Origin of the sequence: Lysinibacillus sp. FSL L8-0126 (assembly GCF_038630385.1) — a bacterium.
In the GTDB taxonomy this organism is placed as follows: domain Bacteria; phylum Bacillota; class Bacilli; order Bacillales_A; family Planococcaceae; genus Lysinibacillus; species Lysinibacillus fusiformis_D.
In genome coordinates this window covers 2,385,685-2,401,152 of record NZ_CP152028.1, presented here as the reverse complement: position 1 = coordinate 2,401,152, position 15,468 = coordinate 2,385,685, and the positions used below count along the sequence as shown (strand labels likewise).

General features: G+C 38.3%; 14 protein-coding genes. 6 read left to right on the top strand and 8 right to left on the bottom strand.

Features of this window, described 5'->3' with window-relative positions; translation table 11 throughout:
* Nucleotides 1-954: 954 nt before the first annotated feature.
* The 6 genes from MHI34_RS11755 (at nucleotide 955) to dltD (ending at nucleotide 7,117) form a co-directional block, all read left to right on the top strand.
* Nucleotides 955-2,601, top strand: a complete 1,647-nt coding sequence (locus tag MHI34_RS11755; protein WP_342503449.1) for an alkaline phosphatase — start codon at nucleotides 955-957, stop codon at nucleotides 2,599-2,601.
* A gap of 278 nt (nucleotides 2,602-2,879) precedes the next feature.
* Entirely contained in the window at nucleotides 2,880-3,017 is a 138-nt protein-coding gene (locus MHI34_RS11750) for a teichoic acid D-Ala incorporation-associated protein DltX (protein WP_036121175.1), read from the top strand.
* Between the two features lie 17 nt (nucleotides 3,018-3,034).
* The gene (gene dltA, locus MHI34_RS11745; protein ID WP_342503448.1) at nucleotides 3,035-4,510 is read left to right on the top strand and encodes a D-alanine--poly(phosphoribitol) ligase subunit DltA; all 1,476 of its coding nucleotides are present in this window, start codon (nucleotides 3,035-3,037) and stop codon (nucleotides 4,508-4,510) included.
* On the top strand, nucleotides 4,507-5,670 hold the full coding sequence (gene dltB / locus MHI34_RS11740) for a D-alanyl-lipoteichoic acid biosynthesis protein DltB (protein ID WP_342503447.1): 1,164 nt from the start codon (nucleotides 4,507-4,509) through the stop codon (nucleotides 5,668-5,670). Before dltA ends, dltB begins: the two co-directional genes overlap by 4 nt.
* Before the next feature lie 41 nt (nucleotides 5,671-5,711).
* Entirely contained in the window at nucleotides 5,712-5,945 is a 234-nt protein-coding gene (dltC, locus tag MHI34_RS11735; RefSeq protein WP_036121183.1) for a D-alanine--poly(phosphoribitol) ligase subunit 2, read from the top strand.
* Nucleotides 5,942-7,117 carry a D-alanyl-lipoteichoic acid biosynthesis protein DltD gene (gene dltD / locus MHI34_RS11730; RefSeq protein ID WP_058844371.1) on the top strand — a complete coding sequence of 392 codons (1,176 nt, stop codon included), beginning with the start codon at nucleotides 5,942-5,944 and terminating at the stop codon, nucleotides 7,115-7,117. The genes dltC and dltD overlap by 4 nt, the downstream gene beginning before the upstream one ends.
* Nucleotides 7,118-7,270: 153 nt before the next feature.
* On the opposite strand, the gene eno is transcribed toward dltD, so the two are convergent.
* From eno to MHI34_RS11690, 8 genes are all read right to left on the bottom strand, one after another.
* Entirely contained in the window at nucleotides 7,271-8,563 is a 1,293-nt protein-coding gene (gene eno, locus MHI34_RS11725) for a phosphopyruvate hydratase (protein ID WP_036124037.1), read from the bottom strand.
* Between the two features lie 2 nt (nucleotides 8,564-8,565).
* Complete coding sequence (gene gpmI, locus MHI34_RS11720) at nucleotides 8,566-10,107, bottom strand: 2,3-bisphosphoglycerate-independent phosphoglycerate mutase (protein WP_342503446.1); 1,542 nt, start codon at nucleotides 10,105-10,107, stop codon at nucleotides 8,566-8,568.
* Nucleotides 10,100-10,861, bottom strand: coding sequence for a triose-phosphate isomerase (tpiA, locus tag MHI34_RS11715; RefSeq protein ID WP_036124043.1), 762 nt, complete (start codon nucleotides 10,859-10,861; stop codon nucleotides 10,100-10,102). Before tpiA ends, gpmI begins: the two co-directional genes overlap by 8 nt.
* Before the next feature lie 27 nt (nucleotides 10,862-10,888).
* On the bottom strand, nucleotides 10,889-12,073 hold the full coding sequence (locus MHI34_RS11710) for a phosphoglycerate kinase (protein ID WP_249645968.1): 1,185 nt from the start codon (nucleotides 12,071-12,073) through the stop codon (nucleotides 10,889-10,891).
* Between the two features lie 356 nt (nucleotides 12,074-12,429).
* A complete protein-coding gene (gap, locus tag MHI34_RS11705) occupies nucleotides 12,430-13,446 on the bottom strand; it encodes a type I glyceraldehyde-3-phosphate dehydrogenase (RefSeq protein WP_036124048.1) in 1,017 nt (338 codons plus the stop codon).
* Between the two features lie 126 nt (nucleotides 13,447-13,572).
* The gene (locus MHI34_RS11700) at nucleotides 13,573-14,625 is read right to left on the bottom strand and encodes a sugar-binding domain-containing protein (protein WP_058844370.1); all 1,053 of its coding nucleotides are present in this window, start codon (nucleotides 14,623-14,625) and stop codon (nucleotides 13,573-13,575) included.
* Between the two features lie 174 nt (nucleotides 14,626-14,799).
* Nucleotides 14,800-14,922 carry a hypothetical protein gene (locus tag MHI34_RS11695; protein ID WP_255358808.1) on the bottom strand — a complete coding sequence of 41 codons (123 nt, stop codon included), beginning with the start codon at nucleotides 14,920-14,922 and terminating at the stop codon, nucleotides 14,800-14,802.
* A gap of 261 nt (nucleotides 14,923-15,183) precedes the next feature.
* Entirely contained in the window at nucleotides 15,184-15,417 is a 234-nt protein-coding gene (locus MHI34_RS11690; protein WP_342503445.1) for a glutaredoxin family protein, read from the bottom strand.
* Nucleotides 15,418-15,468 lie beyond the last annotated feature (51 nt).

Sequence of the window (15,468 nt, the reverse complement as noted above, 5' to 3'; positions counted from 1 at the left end):
AATCAAATAAAATTATTTTTCTACTTTAAACCCCTTTTTTCTATAAAAAATCATTTTTATCTATTTTAACAAAATGATATTTTTGTTCGATTTGATAATCTACTAGTTTAATATGTTATATTTCGTTTGAACTCTCTTTATCTAAAACTATATCAATATTTTTATCGATTCACACTGGAATTAACTGAAAAATCTAAAAATATTTCTATTTATCGCCTGTTTATAAGCTAAAAAGGGAAATATCTATATAGATTGCTTCATGCCATTGTTTATTAATAATTGAACTATGGCATGGTGACGGCTTGCCATTTAATAGAACTTGTACTATACACGGTAATAAAAAGTTGCCTCCAAAGCATTTTTACATACTTCTGAGGCAACATATATTTAGTGAACTAATCGGCAATGAAAATTACCTATTGGCGGCATCATTAGCTACGGCTTTCAAACTAAGCAAACCCACTGTTGAACCAAATGATTTTAAATGCGCAGAAGTTAAGTGTATTTGGCAAGTTAGTGTTGATGATCATTGGTATCATCTTCATTTAGCCCTACCCTCTGCAGTTTCCTACGAATATTTTTTAGTTTGTGATGAAAAACTAAGTTAAGTCATTTATGGACTACTGATATTTATTTTGCTGCGACTAGTGCCAACTATGCTTATGCAAAGACTCCATTTATTGTAGTGACTATGACAATGCTGGCTATTTAGCAATAATTGAAATTGAAAGCGGTTGAAGAAGTATTATTCAAGAATGAAGTTCTTAAATTAGACGGCTCACAGCATCACCAAAGTTATACTGCCTCAATCGAATCCATGTGATAAGCGCACAGATTCCTTCCATTCTTATATCTTCATTTACAGTATTACCATATTTTATTAACAAATATTTAACAGTAGCTTTACACCCTTCCTTTACACTTACATTTGAAATCATTTAAAGGAGGAAAATCATGAAATACGCAAAAAAATGGACTTCATTGTTTTTAGCAAGTGCTGTAACGTTATCCGCAGTTAGTATCCCACAACAAGAGGTAGAAGCAGCCGAAGTAAAGAAACCGACAAATGTCATTATGCTTGTAATGGATGGGAGCAGTAATAATGCGGTTACCCTTTCTCGTTGGTATAAGGGTGAGGGCTTAGCAATGGATGAGATTTTATCTGGTGCTATGCGCACGTATTCTGCTGAATCAGCCATTACAGATTCTGCGCCTGCTGCTACGGCTTTAGCAACTGGTCATAAATCGAATGATAAATATGTAGGCGTTTTACCATCCGTGATTAATTCCCCTGGTTTAGCACAAATTGCTCAACAAGATGCCTTCCGACCTGTAGCCAATGTGCTAGAAGGAGCTAAACAAAAGGGCAAGGCGACTGGACTGATTTCTACTTCTGAAATTCAACATGCAACGCCAGCTGGTTTTTCAGCGCATGTTAACAATAGAAGTCAATATGGTGATATTGCTGAACAGCAAGTTTACCAAAATATTGACGTCGTTTTAGGTGGTGGCTTAGAGTCGCTGTCACCAGGAACTACAAAAAATGCCCGTCAAGATGGCGAGGATTTAATCCAGGTTCTGAAAGAAAAAAATTATGATTTAGTTCAAACACGTGATGAACTATTCAAAAGTCAGTCTTCAAAAATTTGGGGAAGCTTTGCACCAAGTGCACTTTCCTATGATTTAGATCGCGCTAAAACAAGAGCATCCGAGCCTACGCTTGCTGAAATGACGAACAAGGCAATCAATACGCTAAAAAAGGATGAGGACGGCTTCTTCCTCTTTGTTGAAGGTAGCAAGGTCGACTGGGCAGCACATGCCAACGATACAATCGGTATCATTAGCGATATTTTATCGTTTGATGATGCTGTAAAAGAAGCGGTTAATTTTGCGAAGGAAGATGGCAATACATTAGTTATTGCCGTAACAGACCATGGAAATAGCGGGATTACGATGGGGAATGCCAACACGACTAATACCTACTCCAGTATTCCAGTCTCTGCTTACATTGATCCGTTGAAAAAAGCGTCCATGACCGTTGAGGGAGCATTAAGTCAATTAAAAGAAGACCGTTCTAATTTAAAAGAAGTGGCTGCCCTTTATGGCTTAGATCAATTAACAAAGACTGAATTGACTAAACTAAAACTTTCTAAAGACTTAGGCAGTGAAATGGTCAAAATGCTGGCAAATCGTGCGAACATTGGCTATACGACAGGTGGTCATACCGGTGAGGATGTGTTTTTATATTCATTCGGTCCATCTAAGCTGACAGGGCTAGTAGAAAACACTGATTTAGCTCATACAATGGCGCAATTCATGGGCTTTGACTTAAATACACTTACAAATGATTTATATGTGCCAGCAACAAAGGCATTTACGGAAAAAGGCTTTACAACAAAAATTGACTTATCCGATAAAGAAAACCCAACATTTATTGCACAAAAGGCAGATGTGATGGTGAAAATCCCAGTCAATAAAAACACAATGCTGTATGAGCAAACTTCAACAAACACTGTAAAGACCCATACATTTGACACAATAAATATCTATAATGGCTCTGAATTTTATGTATCAAAAAAAGTTTTGAATGCCGTGAAATAAAAACAATAGCGCGAACATAAGTTGAGATTATTCCCTTATGTTCGTGCTTTTTTTACATAAAAAGACCAACCAATAGTTTGTAAAATCCACACTTTCCCCCATAACCTTAAATTTACCTTAAATTAATCTTATGATTTACTGAATTCACCTTAATTCAGCAACATTTTTCTCCACATTCCGTCAAATCAGTGTTAAAAACATAAGGTAAGGATTTTTCACTAGTAAATTACTATTTTTTGAAAATTTAATCCTATACTTTTTTCATTGGAGGTGGACAAATGCAATCCATCAAAAATAACGAGCCTTTGCGCTTTATTGCCTTGACGCTATTTTATTTGATCGTTTTGGTACTGCTGTTTCTTATACATGGTTTCCATGATATGAACGCTGGACCATTTATATATACGGAATTTTAAATAAAGGAGATTTTATAATGTTAAGTATTTTAGCAGCTATTGAACGCGTGGCCCTCCAGCAGCCACAAAAAACTGCTTATCAAACGCACCATGCTTCCTTAACATACGGTGAGCTTTGGCACTTATCGGATAATGTAGCTGATTATCTGATGAAGCTTAACTTGCGGAGACAACAACCTATTGTCGTTTATGGACATATGTCCCCTCTACAAATTGTCGCCTTTTTAGGTGCTGTAAAAGCTGGTCACTCATACGTACCTGTTGACTCTTCAACGCCAATAGAAAGATTACAGCTTATTTTAGAAGCATCTGGAGCAGGTTTATTATTGATAACAGAGCCATTACACATGCTCACGAATATCCCTGTTATGGCGGTGAGTGATGTCTTAGCGAGTTCCTCAAAGGACGTTACCCTATCATCAGCGACATGGGTGCAAAACGAGGAAATCCATTATATTATTTACACTTCTGGTTCAACTGGTCAACCAAAAGGTGTCCAAATAACAGCTAGTAATTTAGCACATTTTGTCTCTTGGATGCACGAAAACTTCCCTTTACAGGACGACGGTGTATTTTTAAATCAAGCGCCTTATTCCTTTGATTTATCTGTCATGGATCTGTACCCGGCTCTTGTTGGAGGTCACACACTTTACGCGATTACACAGCAAGAAATCGCCAATCCTAAAGCATTATTTGATTCTTTAGCTACGTCGAATACTCGTGTTTGGACTTCTACACCTTCCTTCGCCAAGATGTGTTTAATGAACAAAGAGTGGAACCAGCAGCTCATACCGACATTAGATACTTTTTTATTTTGCGGCGAGGTTTTACCAATAGCGGTATGTAAAGAGTTAATGTCACGCTTTCCACAGGCTACCATTTATAATTTATACGGTCCTACGGAAACAACGGTCGCGGTATCCTATGTAGAGGTGTCCAAAGCATTAGTGGAACGCTTTGGACAATTACCGATTGCCCCTATAACGGAGCCGAACGTCGCTTTATTAGAAGATGGTGAAATTGTTATTTCAGGCCCAACTGTCAGTGCAGGGTACTTGGGAGCGCCTGATTTAACAGCGAAGGTTTTTTCAACAGTAGCTGAACAACGCATCTATCTAACAGGTGATTTAGGCTATGAGCAGGATGGTTATTTATTCTTTTCTGGGCGCAAGGATTTCCAGGTTAAACTACATGGTTATCGTTTGGAAATTGAGGAAATTGAAAAACAAATTAGCAACCTACCACCCGTTTCAAGCTGTGTTGTTGTACCGATTTATAAAGAAAAGGAGATCATCTCGCTTAGTGCACATGTTGTTTTGCGCGAGCCATTAACAGACTCTCCCTTCAAAATGACAAAGCAGTTAAAAACACTTCTATCAGAGTATTTGCCTGCTTATATGGTACCAAAAACGTTTAAATATATGGACGCTTTACCATTAAATCCGAACGGTAAGGTTGATCGTAAAGGATTGGCGGTTATGGAAACAGTATGACGCCTTATGGAAATATAGCATTCTTTGTGATCATCGGACTTTTATTACTACCAACAATCCTATTGGGTTTACAAGGCAAATCTTCTAAATACTATAATCTATTTGTGTCATTGATTGTCTTAGCTCTTATCTTTGGACATTCATTGAATGGGTCCATTTCGCTCATTCTATTTACGGTCTTTCAGATAGTCCTTATTGTGGCTTATCAGCGTTACCGCCTTCAGCAAAATAGTGGAACAATCTTTATAATAGCTGTACTCTTGTCGATATTACCACTTGTCCTTGTGAAGGTACTACCGATTCTTGGATTACATCATTTATTTGGCTTCCTTGGTGTGTCCTACATTACATTTAAAGCAGTGCAAATGATTTTAGAAACCCGTGACGGCTTAATGAAAGAGAAAATTCCTGTCATAGAGCTAGCGTATTTCTTACTATTTTTCCCTACAGTATCATCAGGGCCGATTGATCGCTGGCGACGTTTTACAAAGGATTTTCATACTGTACCTTCCTTGGAGGATTATCAAAAGCTGCTGTTAAGTGGGCTCAACTATATCTTTGTCGGCTTTTTATATAAATTTATTTTGGCGTATTTAATTTACAACTACACCCTCATTTATTTGCCAAATCATACGTATAACTATTTGACACCTTTCCAGGGGCAATTAGCGTATATGTATATGTATAGCTTTTACTTATTCTTTGATTTTGCTGGCTATAGTGCATTTGCTGTTGGTGTGAGCCGAATAATGGGCATACAAACGCCTATTAACTTTAATCGTCCATTCGCAAGTCGCAATATTAAAGACTTTTGGAACCGTTGGCATATGAGTCTTTCCTTTTGGTTTAGAGATTACGTCTATATGCGCTTTGTGCTTTGGATGACGAAGAAAAAGTGGCTGAAAAATAAATTCGCTATTTCGTATATAGGCTTCTTTTTACTATTCTTTTTAATGGGTATTTGGCATGGCCTAGAATGGCACTTTGTGGTCTACGGACTCTATCATGCCCTATTAATTATTAGCTTTGATAAGTTTGAACGCTGGAATAAAAAGCATAAGCGCTGGCCTAAAAATAAGTGGACCCATGCTATTGGCGTCTTCATTACGTTTAATGCCGTATGCTTTGGCTTCTATATTTTTTCTGGCAAATTATTTTAACCAAGGGCTGAAAGAGCCTGTTCAATAAAGGAGAATTATTAATGGATCAACAACAAGTTTTAGAAATGCTAGTCGAGTTATGTGAAGATGAAATTATTGTAGAGAACCCAGATATTGATTTATTTGAAGAAGGTTTGCTAGATTCGTTTGGGACAATTAATTTATTAGTAGAAATTGAAAACCGCTTTAATATTTCTGTACCTATAACTGATTTTAATCGTGAAGAATGGAATACACCGAATCGAATTGTAGGGAAATTAGCTGAAAGACAATGATGAAGAAAGGCTTTCTCTCTCTATTTATCGCCTTTGCTCTTTTTACTGGCTTTGTCTTCTTTCCGAATGCATGGATCAAGGCGTGGATTTCCGATGAGGATGTGGAGCAAGCCAAAACAAACATGTCTCCACTTGTCTTTCAAGGTACGTATTTACAGGAACGCATGTTACAGGAGCCTCATTCCATGCCTTTGTATGGCTCCTCTGAATTAAATCGTTTTGACCCTTTCCATCCCTATAATTATGCGCGAGCATCTGAAGCGCCGTATTCAACATTTATGATTGGGCGTGGGGGAATGCAGTCCATTACTCATTTTTTAAATTTTGCTGCTCAAGAGGGAAATTTAAAGGATAAAAAATTAGTTTTCATCATCTCCCCACAATGGTTTACAGAAAAGGGCATGGGTGAATTTCACTTTTCACCGAATTATTCGATGTTACATGCCTATGATTTAGCTTTTAATCAAGAGATGGATGCCGACCTTCGTAAACGCGCCATGGAACGACTGCTAGAATTTGATACCGTTGAGCGGGATCGTCTCTTAAAAACGATGTATCAATATCAAATGTCAAACGGTAAGGAAAAGCCGATTACGGGACGTTTGGCGATGGTGGCAGGGCGCTTCCATAAGGAATTGCTAGAAAAGAAGGATTTATATTATTCCCTTTTCCCACGTAAAGGTCATCACTTAAAAAGCAATGACAAGCTCATTGCCAATCAAAGCTTTGAACAGCAATTACAGCATGCTGAGGCGTACGGAAAGAAACGTGTTTCCAATGACTACATGATTGAAAATCGCGCTTACCAGCGACTTGTTAATGCTAATTTTTCAAAGTTTAAAGGAATGCGAAAGAAAGAGGATTACACGAAGTCTCCGGAATATAAAGATTTTCAATTGGTCATGGATGTGTTAAAAGATGCTGGTGCCAAGCCATTATTCGTATCCATCCCGGTTAATGGCTACTGGTATGATTATAATGGCTATCCAGAGGAACGTCGTCAGCAGTACTATGATAAGATGCAGCAAGTATTAAAGGCTGCCAATGTTGACTACGTTGATTTTACAGACCATGAATATGACCCTTATTTTATAATGGATACGATTCATATTGCCTGGAAGGGCTGGGTCTATCTCGATCAAGAACTAGACCAACATTGGGCACAGCCATAAAAAGGAACTGTAGACAAACTCAAAAAAATTGAGAGTTTGTCTACAGTTTTTTTCTTTTATAATGACATAAAGTAAAGCCGTTGATTTCCACTTCAATAGGCACAAAAAGAAATGCCCCAAAGTATCAATAAACTTTGAGGCATTTTTTGTCTATTATTTAAGGTTGTAGAAAGATTGTAATCCAAGGAACTCTGCTGTTGAACCAAGTTGATCTTCAATGCGAAGAAGTTGGTTATATTTTGCTACACGGTCTGTACGTGAAGGAGCACCTGTTTTAATTTGACCAGCATTTGTAGCAACGGCGATATCTGCAATTGTTGCATCTTCTGATTCACCAGAACGGTGAGAGATAACAGCTGTGTAACCAGCACGTTTCGCCATTTCGATTGCTTCAAATGTTTCAGTTAATGTACCGATTTGGTTTACTTTGATTAGGATTGCATTTCCTACGCCTTGCTCAATACCAGCCGATAATTTTTTCGTATTTGTTACAAATAGGTCATCACCTACTAATTGCACACGACTACCGATGCGATCTGTTAATAGCTTGTGGCCAGCCCAGTCGTTTTCGTCTAAGCCATCTTCAATTGAAATGATTGGGTATTTGTTTGTTAACTCTTCGTACCAATCAACCATTTCTTCAGAAGTTTTCACAACACCTTCACCATCTAAGTGATATTTGCCATCTTCTTTGTTGAATAGTTCAGATGATGCTACGTCCATAGCAAGTCGAACTTCTTCACCTGGTTTGTAGCCTGCTTTTTCAATCGCTTCTAAGATAACTGTAATCGCTTCTTCGTTAGAGCCAAGGTTTGGTGCGAAACCACCCTCATCACCTACTGCCGTGTTGTAGCCTTTTGCTTTTAGAACCGCTTTTAGGCTATGGAAAATCTCAGCGCCAATGCGTAATGCATGACGGAAAGATTCAGCCCCAACAGGCATAACCATGAATTCTTGAATGTCTACATTGTTATCTGCGTGAGCTCCACCATTTAAAATGTTCATCATTGGTACTGGTAATTGTTTAGAATTAAACCCACCAAGATATTGATAAAGAGGTACATCTAAATAATCTGCCGCAGCATGTGCAACTGCCATCGATACACCTAGAATTGCGTTGGCACCTAGCTTGCCTTTGTTTTCTGTGCCATCTAGCTCGATTAAAGCTTTGTCGATGACAACTTGGTCAAGAACTGAATAGTTACCCTCTAATTCTTGCGCAATAATTGTGTTTACATTTTCAACTGCTTTTAATACACCTTTGCCTAGGTAACGAGATTTGTCACCATCGCGTAATTCCACCGCTTCGTATTCACCTGTTGATGCACCTGATGGTACGATTGCGCGTCCAAATGCGCCTGATTCTGTAAATACTTCAACCTCTACTGTTGGGTTCCCACGTGAATCTAAAACTTCGCGCGCATAAACTTGTGTAATAAATGGCATAATTAATTCTCCTCTTTTTCAATTAATGATTGTCCTGTCATTTCAGTAGGCTGTGACACCTTTAATAATTCTAACATGGTTGGTGCTAAATCGGCTAAAATACCACCATTTCTTAACATTATATTTGCTTTTGTCACAATTACTGGAACAGGATTTGTTGTATGAGCTGTCATAGGCTCACCTGCTAAAGTCAATACTTCATCAGAATTACCATGGTCAGCTGTAATAATAGCTGCGCCTCCTTTTGCAAGAAGAGCATCTACTACTTTGCCTAAACATTCATCTACCGCTTCAATCGCTTTAATCGTTGGCTCAAGCATTCCACTATGACCCACCATATCAGGGTTGGCAAAGTTGAGAATAATGCCATCAAATTTCTCAGCAGCAATTTCTGCAAGCAAGGCTTCTGTTACCTCATAGGCAGACATTTCAGGTTTTAAATCATATGTTGCCACTTTTGGAGAGGCAATTAAAATACGTTCTTCACCTGGGAATTTTTCCTCACGTCCACCACTCATAAAGAATGTAACATGTGGGTATTTTTCAGTTTCAGCAATGCGTAACTGTGTTTTCCCATTCGTTGCTAGTACTTCACCAATCGTATTTTTTAAGTTGTCATTTTCATAAGCAACTTGTGCATTGACGTTATCACTATAGTGTGTGAAGGATACAAATTTTAAATTCTTTGGATGCTTTGCAGATACAGCAAAACCATCAAATCCTTCATTTGTGAACACTGTGGATAGCTGAATAGCACGATCAGGACGGAAGTTAAAGAAAATCACTGCATCATGATCGCTAATTGTTGCTACTGGCTCACCATGCTCTTGAATGCTGAAGGGTATCACAAATTCATCGGTTACTTCACGCTCATAGGATGCTGCTACACCACTTTTTGCACTTTCTGCTGTTTGACCAACACCATCAACAAGTACATTGTACGTGAGAGCGACACGATCCCAGCGCTTATCCCGATCCATTGCATAATAACGTCCGTGAATCGAAGCAAACTGACCAATACCCATTTCAGCCATTTGTTTTTCTGTTTCTTCGATATAGTCTAATGCCGTTGTTGGACCAACATCACGTCCATCTAAGAAACCATGTACATAAACTTCATCTAATCCTTGCTGTTTAGCTAGCTTTAATAGCGCAAACATATGCTCATAATGACTATGAACACCACCATCTGATAATAAGCCCATAACATGGAGCTTGGAGTGATGAGCTTTTACATATGCTACTGCATCTAAAAACGCTTGATTCATAAAGAAATCCCCTTCACGAATCGATTTATTTAAGCGTGTTAAGCTTTGATAAACAATTCGTCCAGCACCGATATTTAAGTGCCCTACCTCAGAATTCCCCATTTGGCCGTCAGGTAATCCAACGGCTTCTCCCGCCGCAGTTAATGTAGCGTGAGGATATTGACTCCAATATCGATCAAAATTTGGCTTGTTGGCTTGTGCTACTGCATTCCCGAATGTTTCATCTCGAAATGCAAAGCCATCTAAAATAATTAATGCTACTGGCTTTTTAGGCATTTGCTGCCGCCTCCAATAATGTTAAGTAAGATTCTGGCTGTAAGCTTGCTCCACCCACTAAAGCACCATCAATATGCTCTTTCGTTAAAAGCTCCTGAATGTTATCAGGCTTCACACTGCCGCCATATTGAATGCGTACAGCATTCGCCGTTTCAGCATTATATAGCTCTTCGATAACTGCACGAATCGCTCCACATACTTGATTTGCATCGTCTGCTGTAGCAGTTTTACCAGTACCAATCGCCCAAATCGGTTCATAGGCAATGACCATATGCTCAACTTGCTGTGCATCAAAACCAGCAAGTGCCGCTTTAATTTGTCCAGCCACCTTTTGCTCTGTCGTGCCAGCCTCACGTTCCTCTAGTGTTTCACCACAGCAAATAATTGGCACGATATTATGTGCAAGCGCTGCTGCTACCTTTTTATTAATCGCTTCATCTGTTTCATTGTAGTATTCACGACGTTCTGAGTGCCCTAAAATGACATAGTCAACATCTACACTTGCTAGCTGGGCTGGGCTAATTTCACCAGTAAAGGCACCTTCATTTTCAAAATGCATTGTTTGTGCACCAATCGCCAACTCTGACTCACTAGCAACCTGCACAAGTGTAGGTAGGTAAAGAGCTGGTGCGCAAACAACAGCATCTACTTTGTCATTGGTAGGAAGTTTATCCTGTACTGCATCTACAAACTGAATAGCTTCTTCAAATGTTTTAAACATTTTCCAGTTACCCGCAATAATTGGTTTACGCATCATGTTGCCTCCGATTGTTTAGTTAGTTTATTTATCGTTTAGTGCTACAATTCCTGGAAGTTCTTTACCTTCCATTAATTCTAGAGAAGCACCGCCACCTGTAGAAATATGATCCATCTTATCTGCTACTTCAAATTTTTCAACAGCAGCTGCTGAATCACCGCCACCGATTACTGTATAGCCTGCTGTTGTTGCCATTGCATCAGCAACCTTTTTTGTGCCGTTAGCAAATTTATCCATTTCAAAGACGCCCATTGGTCCATTCCAAATGATTAATTTAGAGTTTTTAATAACTTCTGCATAGTTTGCAGCTGTTTTTGGTCCAATATCTAGACCCATCCAATCAGCTGGAATAGCATCTACATTAACGATTTGTGTTTCAGCATCTTGTGAAAATTCATTTGCCACAACAGCATCTACTGGCATATGTAATTGCACGCCTTTTGCTTTTGCCTTTTCAATAAAGGACTTTGCTAGCTCAATTTTATCTTCTTCTAACAATGATTTACCGATATCGTAGCCCTGTGCCTTGATGAATGTAAAGGATAAACCACCACCGATAATTAAGTGATCTACTTTCTCTAATAGGCTTTCAATAACACCAATTTTATCTTTTACTTTGGCACCACCAATAATCGCTGTAAAGGGATGCTCTGGGTTCGACAATGCTTTACCGAGTACATCTAATTCCTTTTGCATAAGGAAACCAGATACAGCTGGAATATGCTTAGCAATTCCTTCTGTAGAAGCATGTGCACGATGAGCTGCGCCGAAAGCATCATTGACATAGATATCAGCTAGCTGTGCAAATTGCTGTGCTAATGTTGGATCATTTTTCTCTTCACCTGCATGGAAACGCACATTTTCCAGAAGAAGAAGATCCCCATCATGCATGCTAGCAACAGCCTCTTCTACCACTTGACCAATAGATTCATCCAGCTTCGTAACAGGCTTGCCCATTAATTGTGCTAAGCGAACACCAACTGCTGTTAAACGCATATCTTCTTTTACTTCACCCTTTGGACGACCTAAGTGAGAGGCTAAAATAACTTTCGCACCTTGCTCTACTAAATACTCAATTGTAGGAATAGCTGCACGAATTCGCGTTTCGTCTGTAATGGCACCATCTGCCATTGGAACATTAAAATCTACACGTACAAATACGCGTTTACCCTTTACATCAATATCTTTCATCGTCTTCTTATTTAACATGAAGAAACTCCCTTCAAAGCTGTTTTAGTCTTACATTCTTGTGTTTTACCCATCTTGGCGCGACACCATGCTTGCTAAATTGAAAAGGCACTTTGGTACTTTTTTGGCACATCAGCTAAAAGAATTTCAATCTCCAACTTTTGATAATGCACCCTAATACTTGTTTTTATAGTAGCAAAAGTTAAGTGTTATGTCTTGCAATTGCTTGTCCTGTATAAAAAGAGAGCAAGGGTAAAATCCCTTACTCTCTTTACCCTTGTATATTATATCTATTCGATATTATAAAGGCTATACTTTTTGTGCATAAAAAGCAGTAATATGTCACACTTTTTACTCCAAATGTCGAAATATGATACTTATTTATGGTTTAATCCTTGTTCAGCAATGTATAAAGCTAAATCCATTAAACGAGTAGAGTAACCAATTTCGTTATCATACCAAGCTAGAACTTTCACCATTTTGTTTTCTAATACCATTGTTGAAAGGCCATCAACAGTAGAAGAATGGTGGTTACCGTTATAATCAATCGATACTAATGGTAGCTCATTGTAATCTAAAATGCCTTTTAATTCATTTTCAGAAGCTTCTTTTAATACAGCATTAATTGTTTCTTTTGTTACGTCTGCTTTTAGCTCTACTACTAAGTCAACACATGATACGTTAGGTGTTGGCACACGCATAGAGAAGCCATCTAGCTTACCTTTTAATTGTGGTAATACTTTTGATACAGCTACTGCTGCACCAGTTGTTGTTGGAATCATAGATACCGCACCTGCACGAGCACGACGTGGGTCAGAGTGTGGGAAGTCTAAAATTCGTTGGTCATTTGTGTAAGAGTGAATTGTTGTCATCATACCGCGTTCAATGCCAAATTTTTCATCAAGCACTTTAGCTACTGGTGCTAGACAGTTTGTTGTACAAGAAGCATTTGAGATTACGTCATCAGTTGCTGGGTTATAATCCTCGTGGTTTACACCCATAACAAATGTTGGCATTGCCCCTTTGGCTGGTGCAGATAGAATAGCTTTCTTCGCACCTGCTTCAATATGCTTGCCTACTTCTTCCATTGAACGGAAATGTCCAGTACATTCAAGAACTACGTCTACACCTAGCTCACCCCATGGTAACTGTGCAGGGTCTTTTTCAGCATAAACTTTTATGCGTTGACCATTTACTACGAAAGAATCTTCATCTGCATTGACTTCAGCATCATAGATACCGTGGACTGAATCATATTTCAATAAGTGTGCAAGCTGACCAGCATCTGTTAAGTCGTTTACAGCTACTACTTCAAATTCATCATGCTTCATTGCCTCACGAAATACTAAACGTCCAATACGTCCAAATCCATTAATCGCTAATTTTAATGCCATTGTTAATTCCTCCAATAATGTGTAATGTCTGTTTCTAATGAATAGAAACTTTAAATTTGCTTTATGCTCATTCAAAAAGTGTTTCACCACTTTCTGAGATCGAGTGATAAGTTTGGTACTACCCCATCATTTAAGATGGTTGTTTTCTATAGAAGATAAATTCGCCGCAATGGCTTTTGCAGCTGCTTCATCTGTTATAAATATTGTTTGCTTGGGTGCTACTTTAAAATAAGAAAGCATAGCATTAACCTTTTGTTTCCCCGCTGCCACTGCAATAACTTGCTGACTATTTTGTACTTGCTCTAGTTGAATACCAATCGTGCGTATACGATGGACAATTTCACCTTCTGCATTAAAATAATAGCCAAAAGCTTCACTTACAGCACCCTTCTCCTCAAGAATTCGTAAATCCTCAGGAGATGAATTACGACGAATCGCCATTTCCTCTGCGGAGCCAATTCCATGAATGACACAATCTGCTTGATCATAAAATGCCATCATTTCTGTAACCATAGGCTCTGTTAACATGGCTTGATAAGCTTGCTCACTTAAATGCTCTGGTAAAAATAAAGTACGGTACTGTGTCTCCATCTGCATGGCAAATGTTGCAACAAGTGTATTGGCTTGCATTTGCATTTCATGTCCAATACCTCCACGTGCAGCAACAAATGTAATATCCTTTTGTATATCGCCAGGATGTAAAAATTGTGCAAGAGACGCAACGGATTTTCCACCTGTGACAGCTACTACCTGCCCATCAAAGGCTGAAGACATAAATTGTAGTGCCGCTTCTTTGCCAAGTAAGGTTAAAATCGTATCGTCTTCATTGTAATCACCAGGAACTACAACTACACGCTCAATACCAAAATGCTGTTCCAGCTTTTTCGCAAGCTGAGTTAAGCCAGACCATTCGTAAACGATAGCTCTTAGTTTTTCAATAACTATTTCACCATCATCTGTACATACCATACCCGACTTTTGTGAATCTAATAACCCTTGCTCGCGTAAAATATCAGTTTCTTTACGAATTTCTCTTTCTGTCATTTTCAGTGAATCGGCAAGTGTACGTCGTCCGATTGGCTGCATGAGCTGAACAGCTTGTAAAATTCGATATCTTGATTGCAGAAGCGGATACAATTCAGGAAGTAGCCTTTGTTGTGCCTCTGGAACAGTGAACATATTTATCTACTCCCTTATTAATAGCTGTGGGTTATTTTTTATCCCACAACATTATTTCGTGTCCCACTTATGGTTTTATTATAATATGCATTGTTTTAAAGCGCAAGTAAATGTATAGTTTTGGCTAAAAAAAAGCCTCATAGCTTTGAAAACAGCTACGAGACTTTGTTGCGTTTATTTTGTGAAAGATAAAATTGCGTTCTTCTTAAATCCTTCTAAAGCTTTTGTTGCTTCACTTTTATTTGTAAATTCAAAAATACGAACATCCTTTTTCTCAAATACTGTAATAACCCACATTGTAAAATCTCCCTTCACATCATTTATTTTTGTAATATAACAATCACGAAACTCTGTGATACATCTGATAATCTGTTTTATAACAACTTCTTACTTGATACCTATTCTACTCCGTTTTTTATGAAAAGGAAGTCAAATGTGAAGGTCTTCACAAACTGTTCAAATTCAAAACGCTTTCATTGAACAATTTGTGAATTGTGTGGAATACAGCTAACAATAGTGTCATTTATACCGTTATTAATTCTTTATTAGTCTGGTGCATCAACTACTTAATTGCTCCAGCAATGTAGCATAATCTAGATTGCCATACTGAATCACAGCACCATCCTTTTCGACTACCGGAATCATTAGCATATATTTTTCATGTATATCATCATCCTGTTCGATATCAACGATATTAATATCGAATGGTATATCCTCCTGTACAAGCTTTAATGTCTGCAAGCCTTCCACACATAATGGGCAATTTGCTCGACTAAAAAATTTAACAATCATCGATAGCACCTCCTCATCTTATTATAAACGAAAGTGTGATGAAGGAATGTT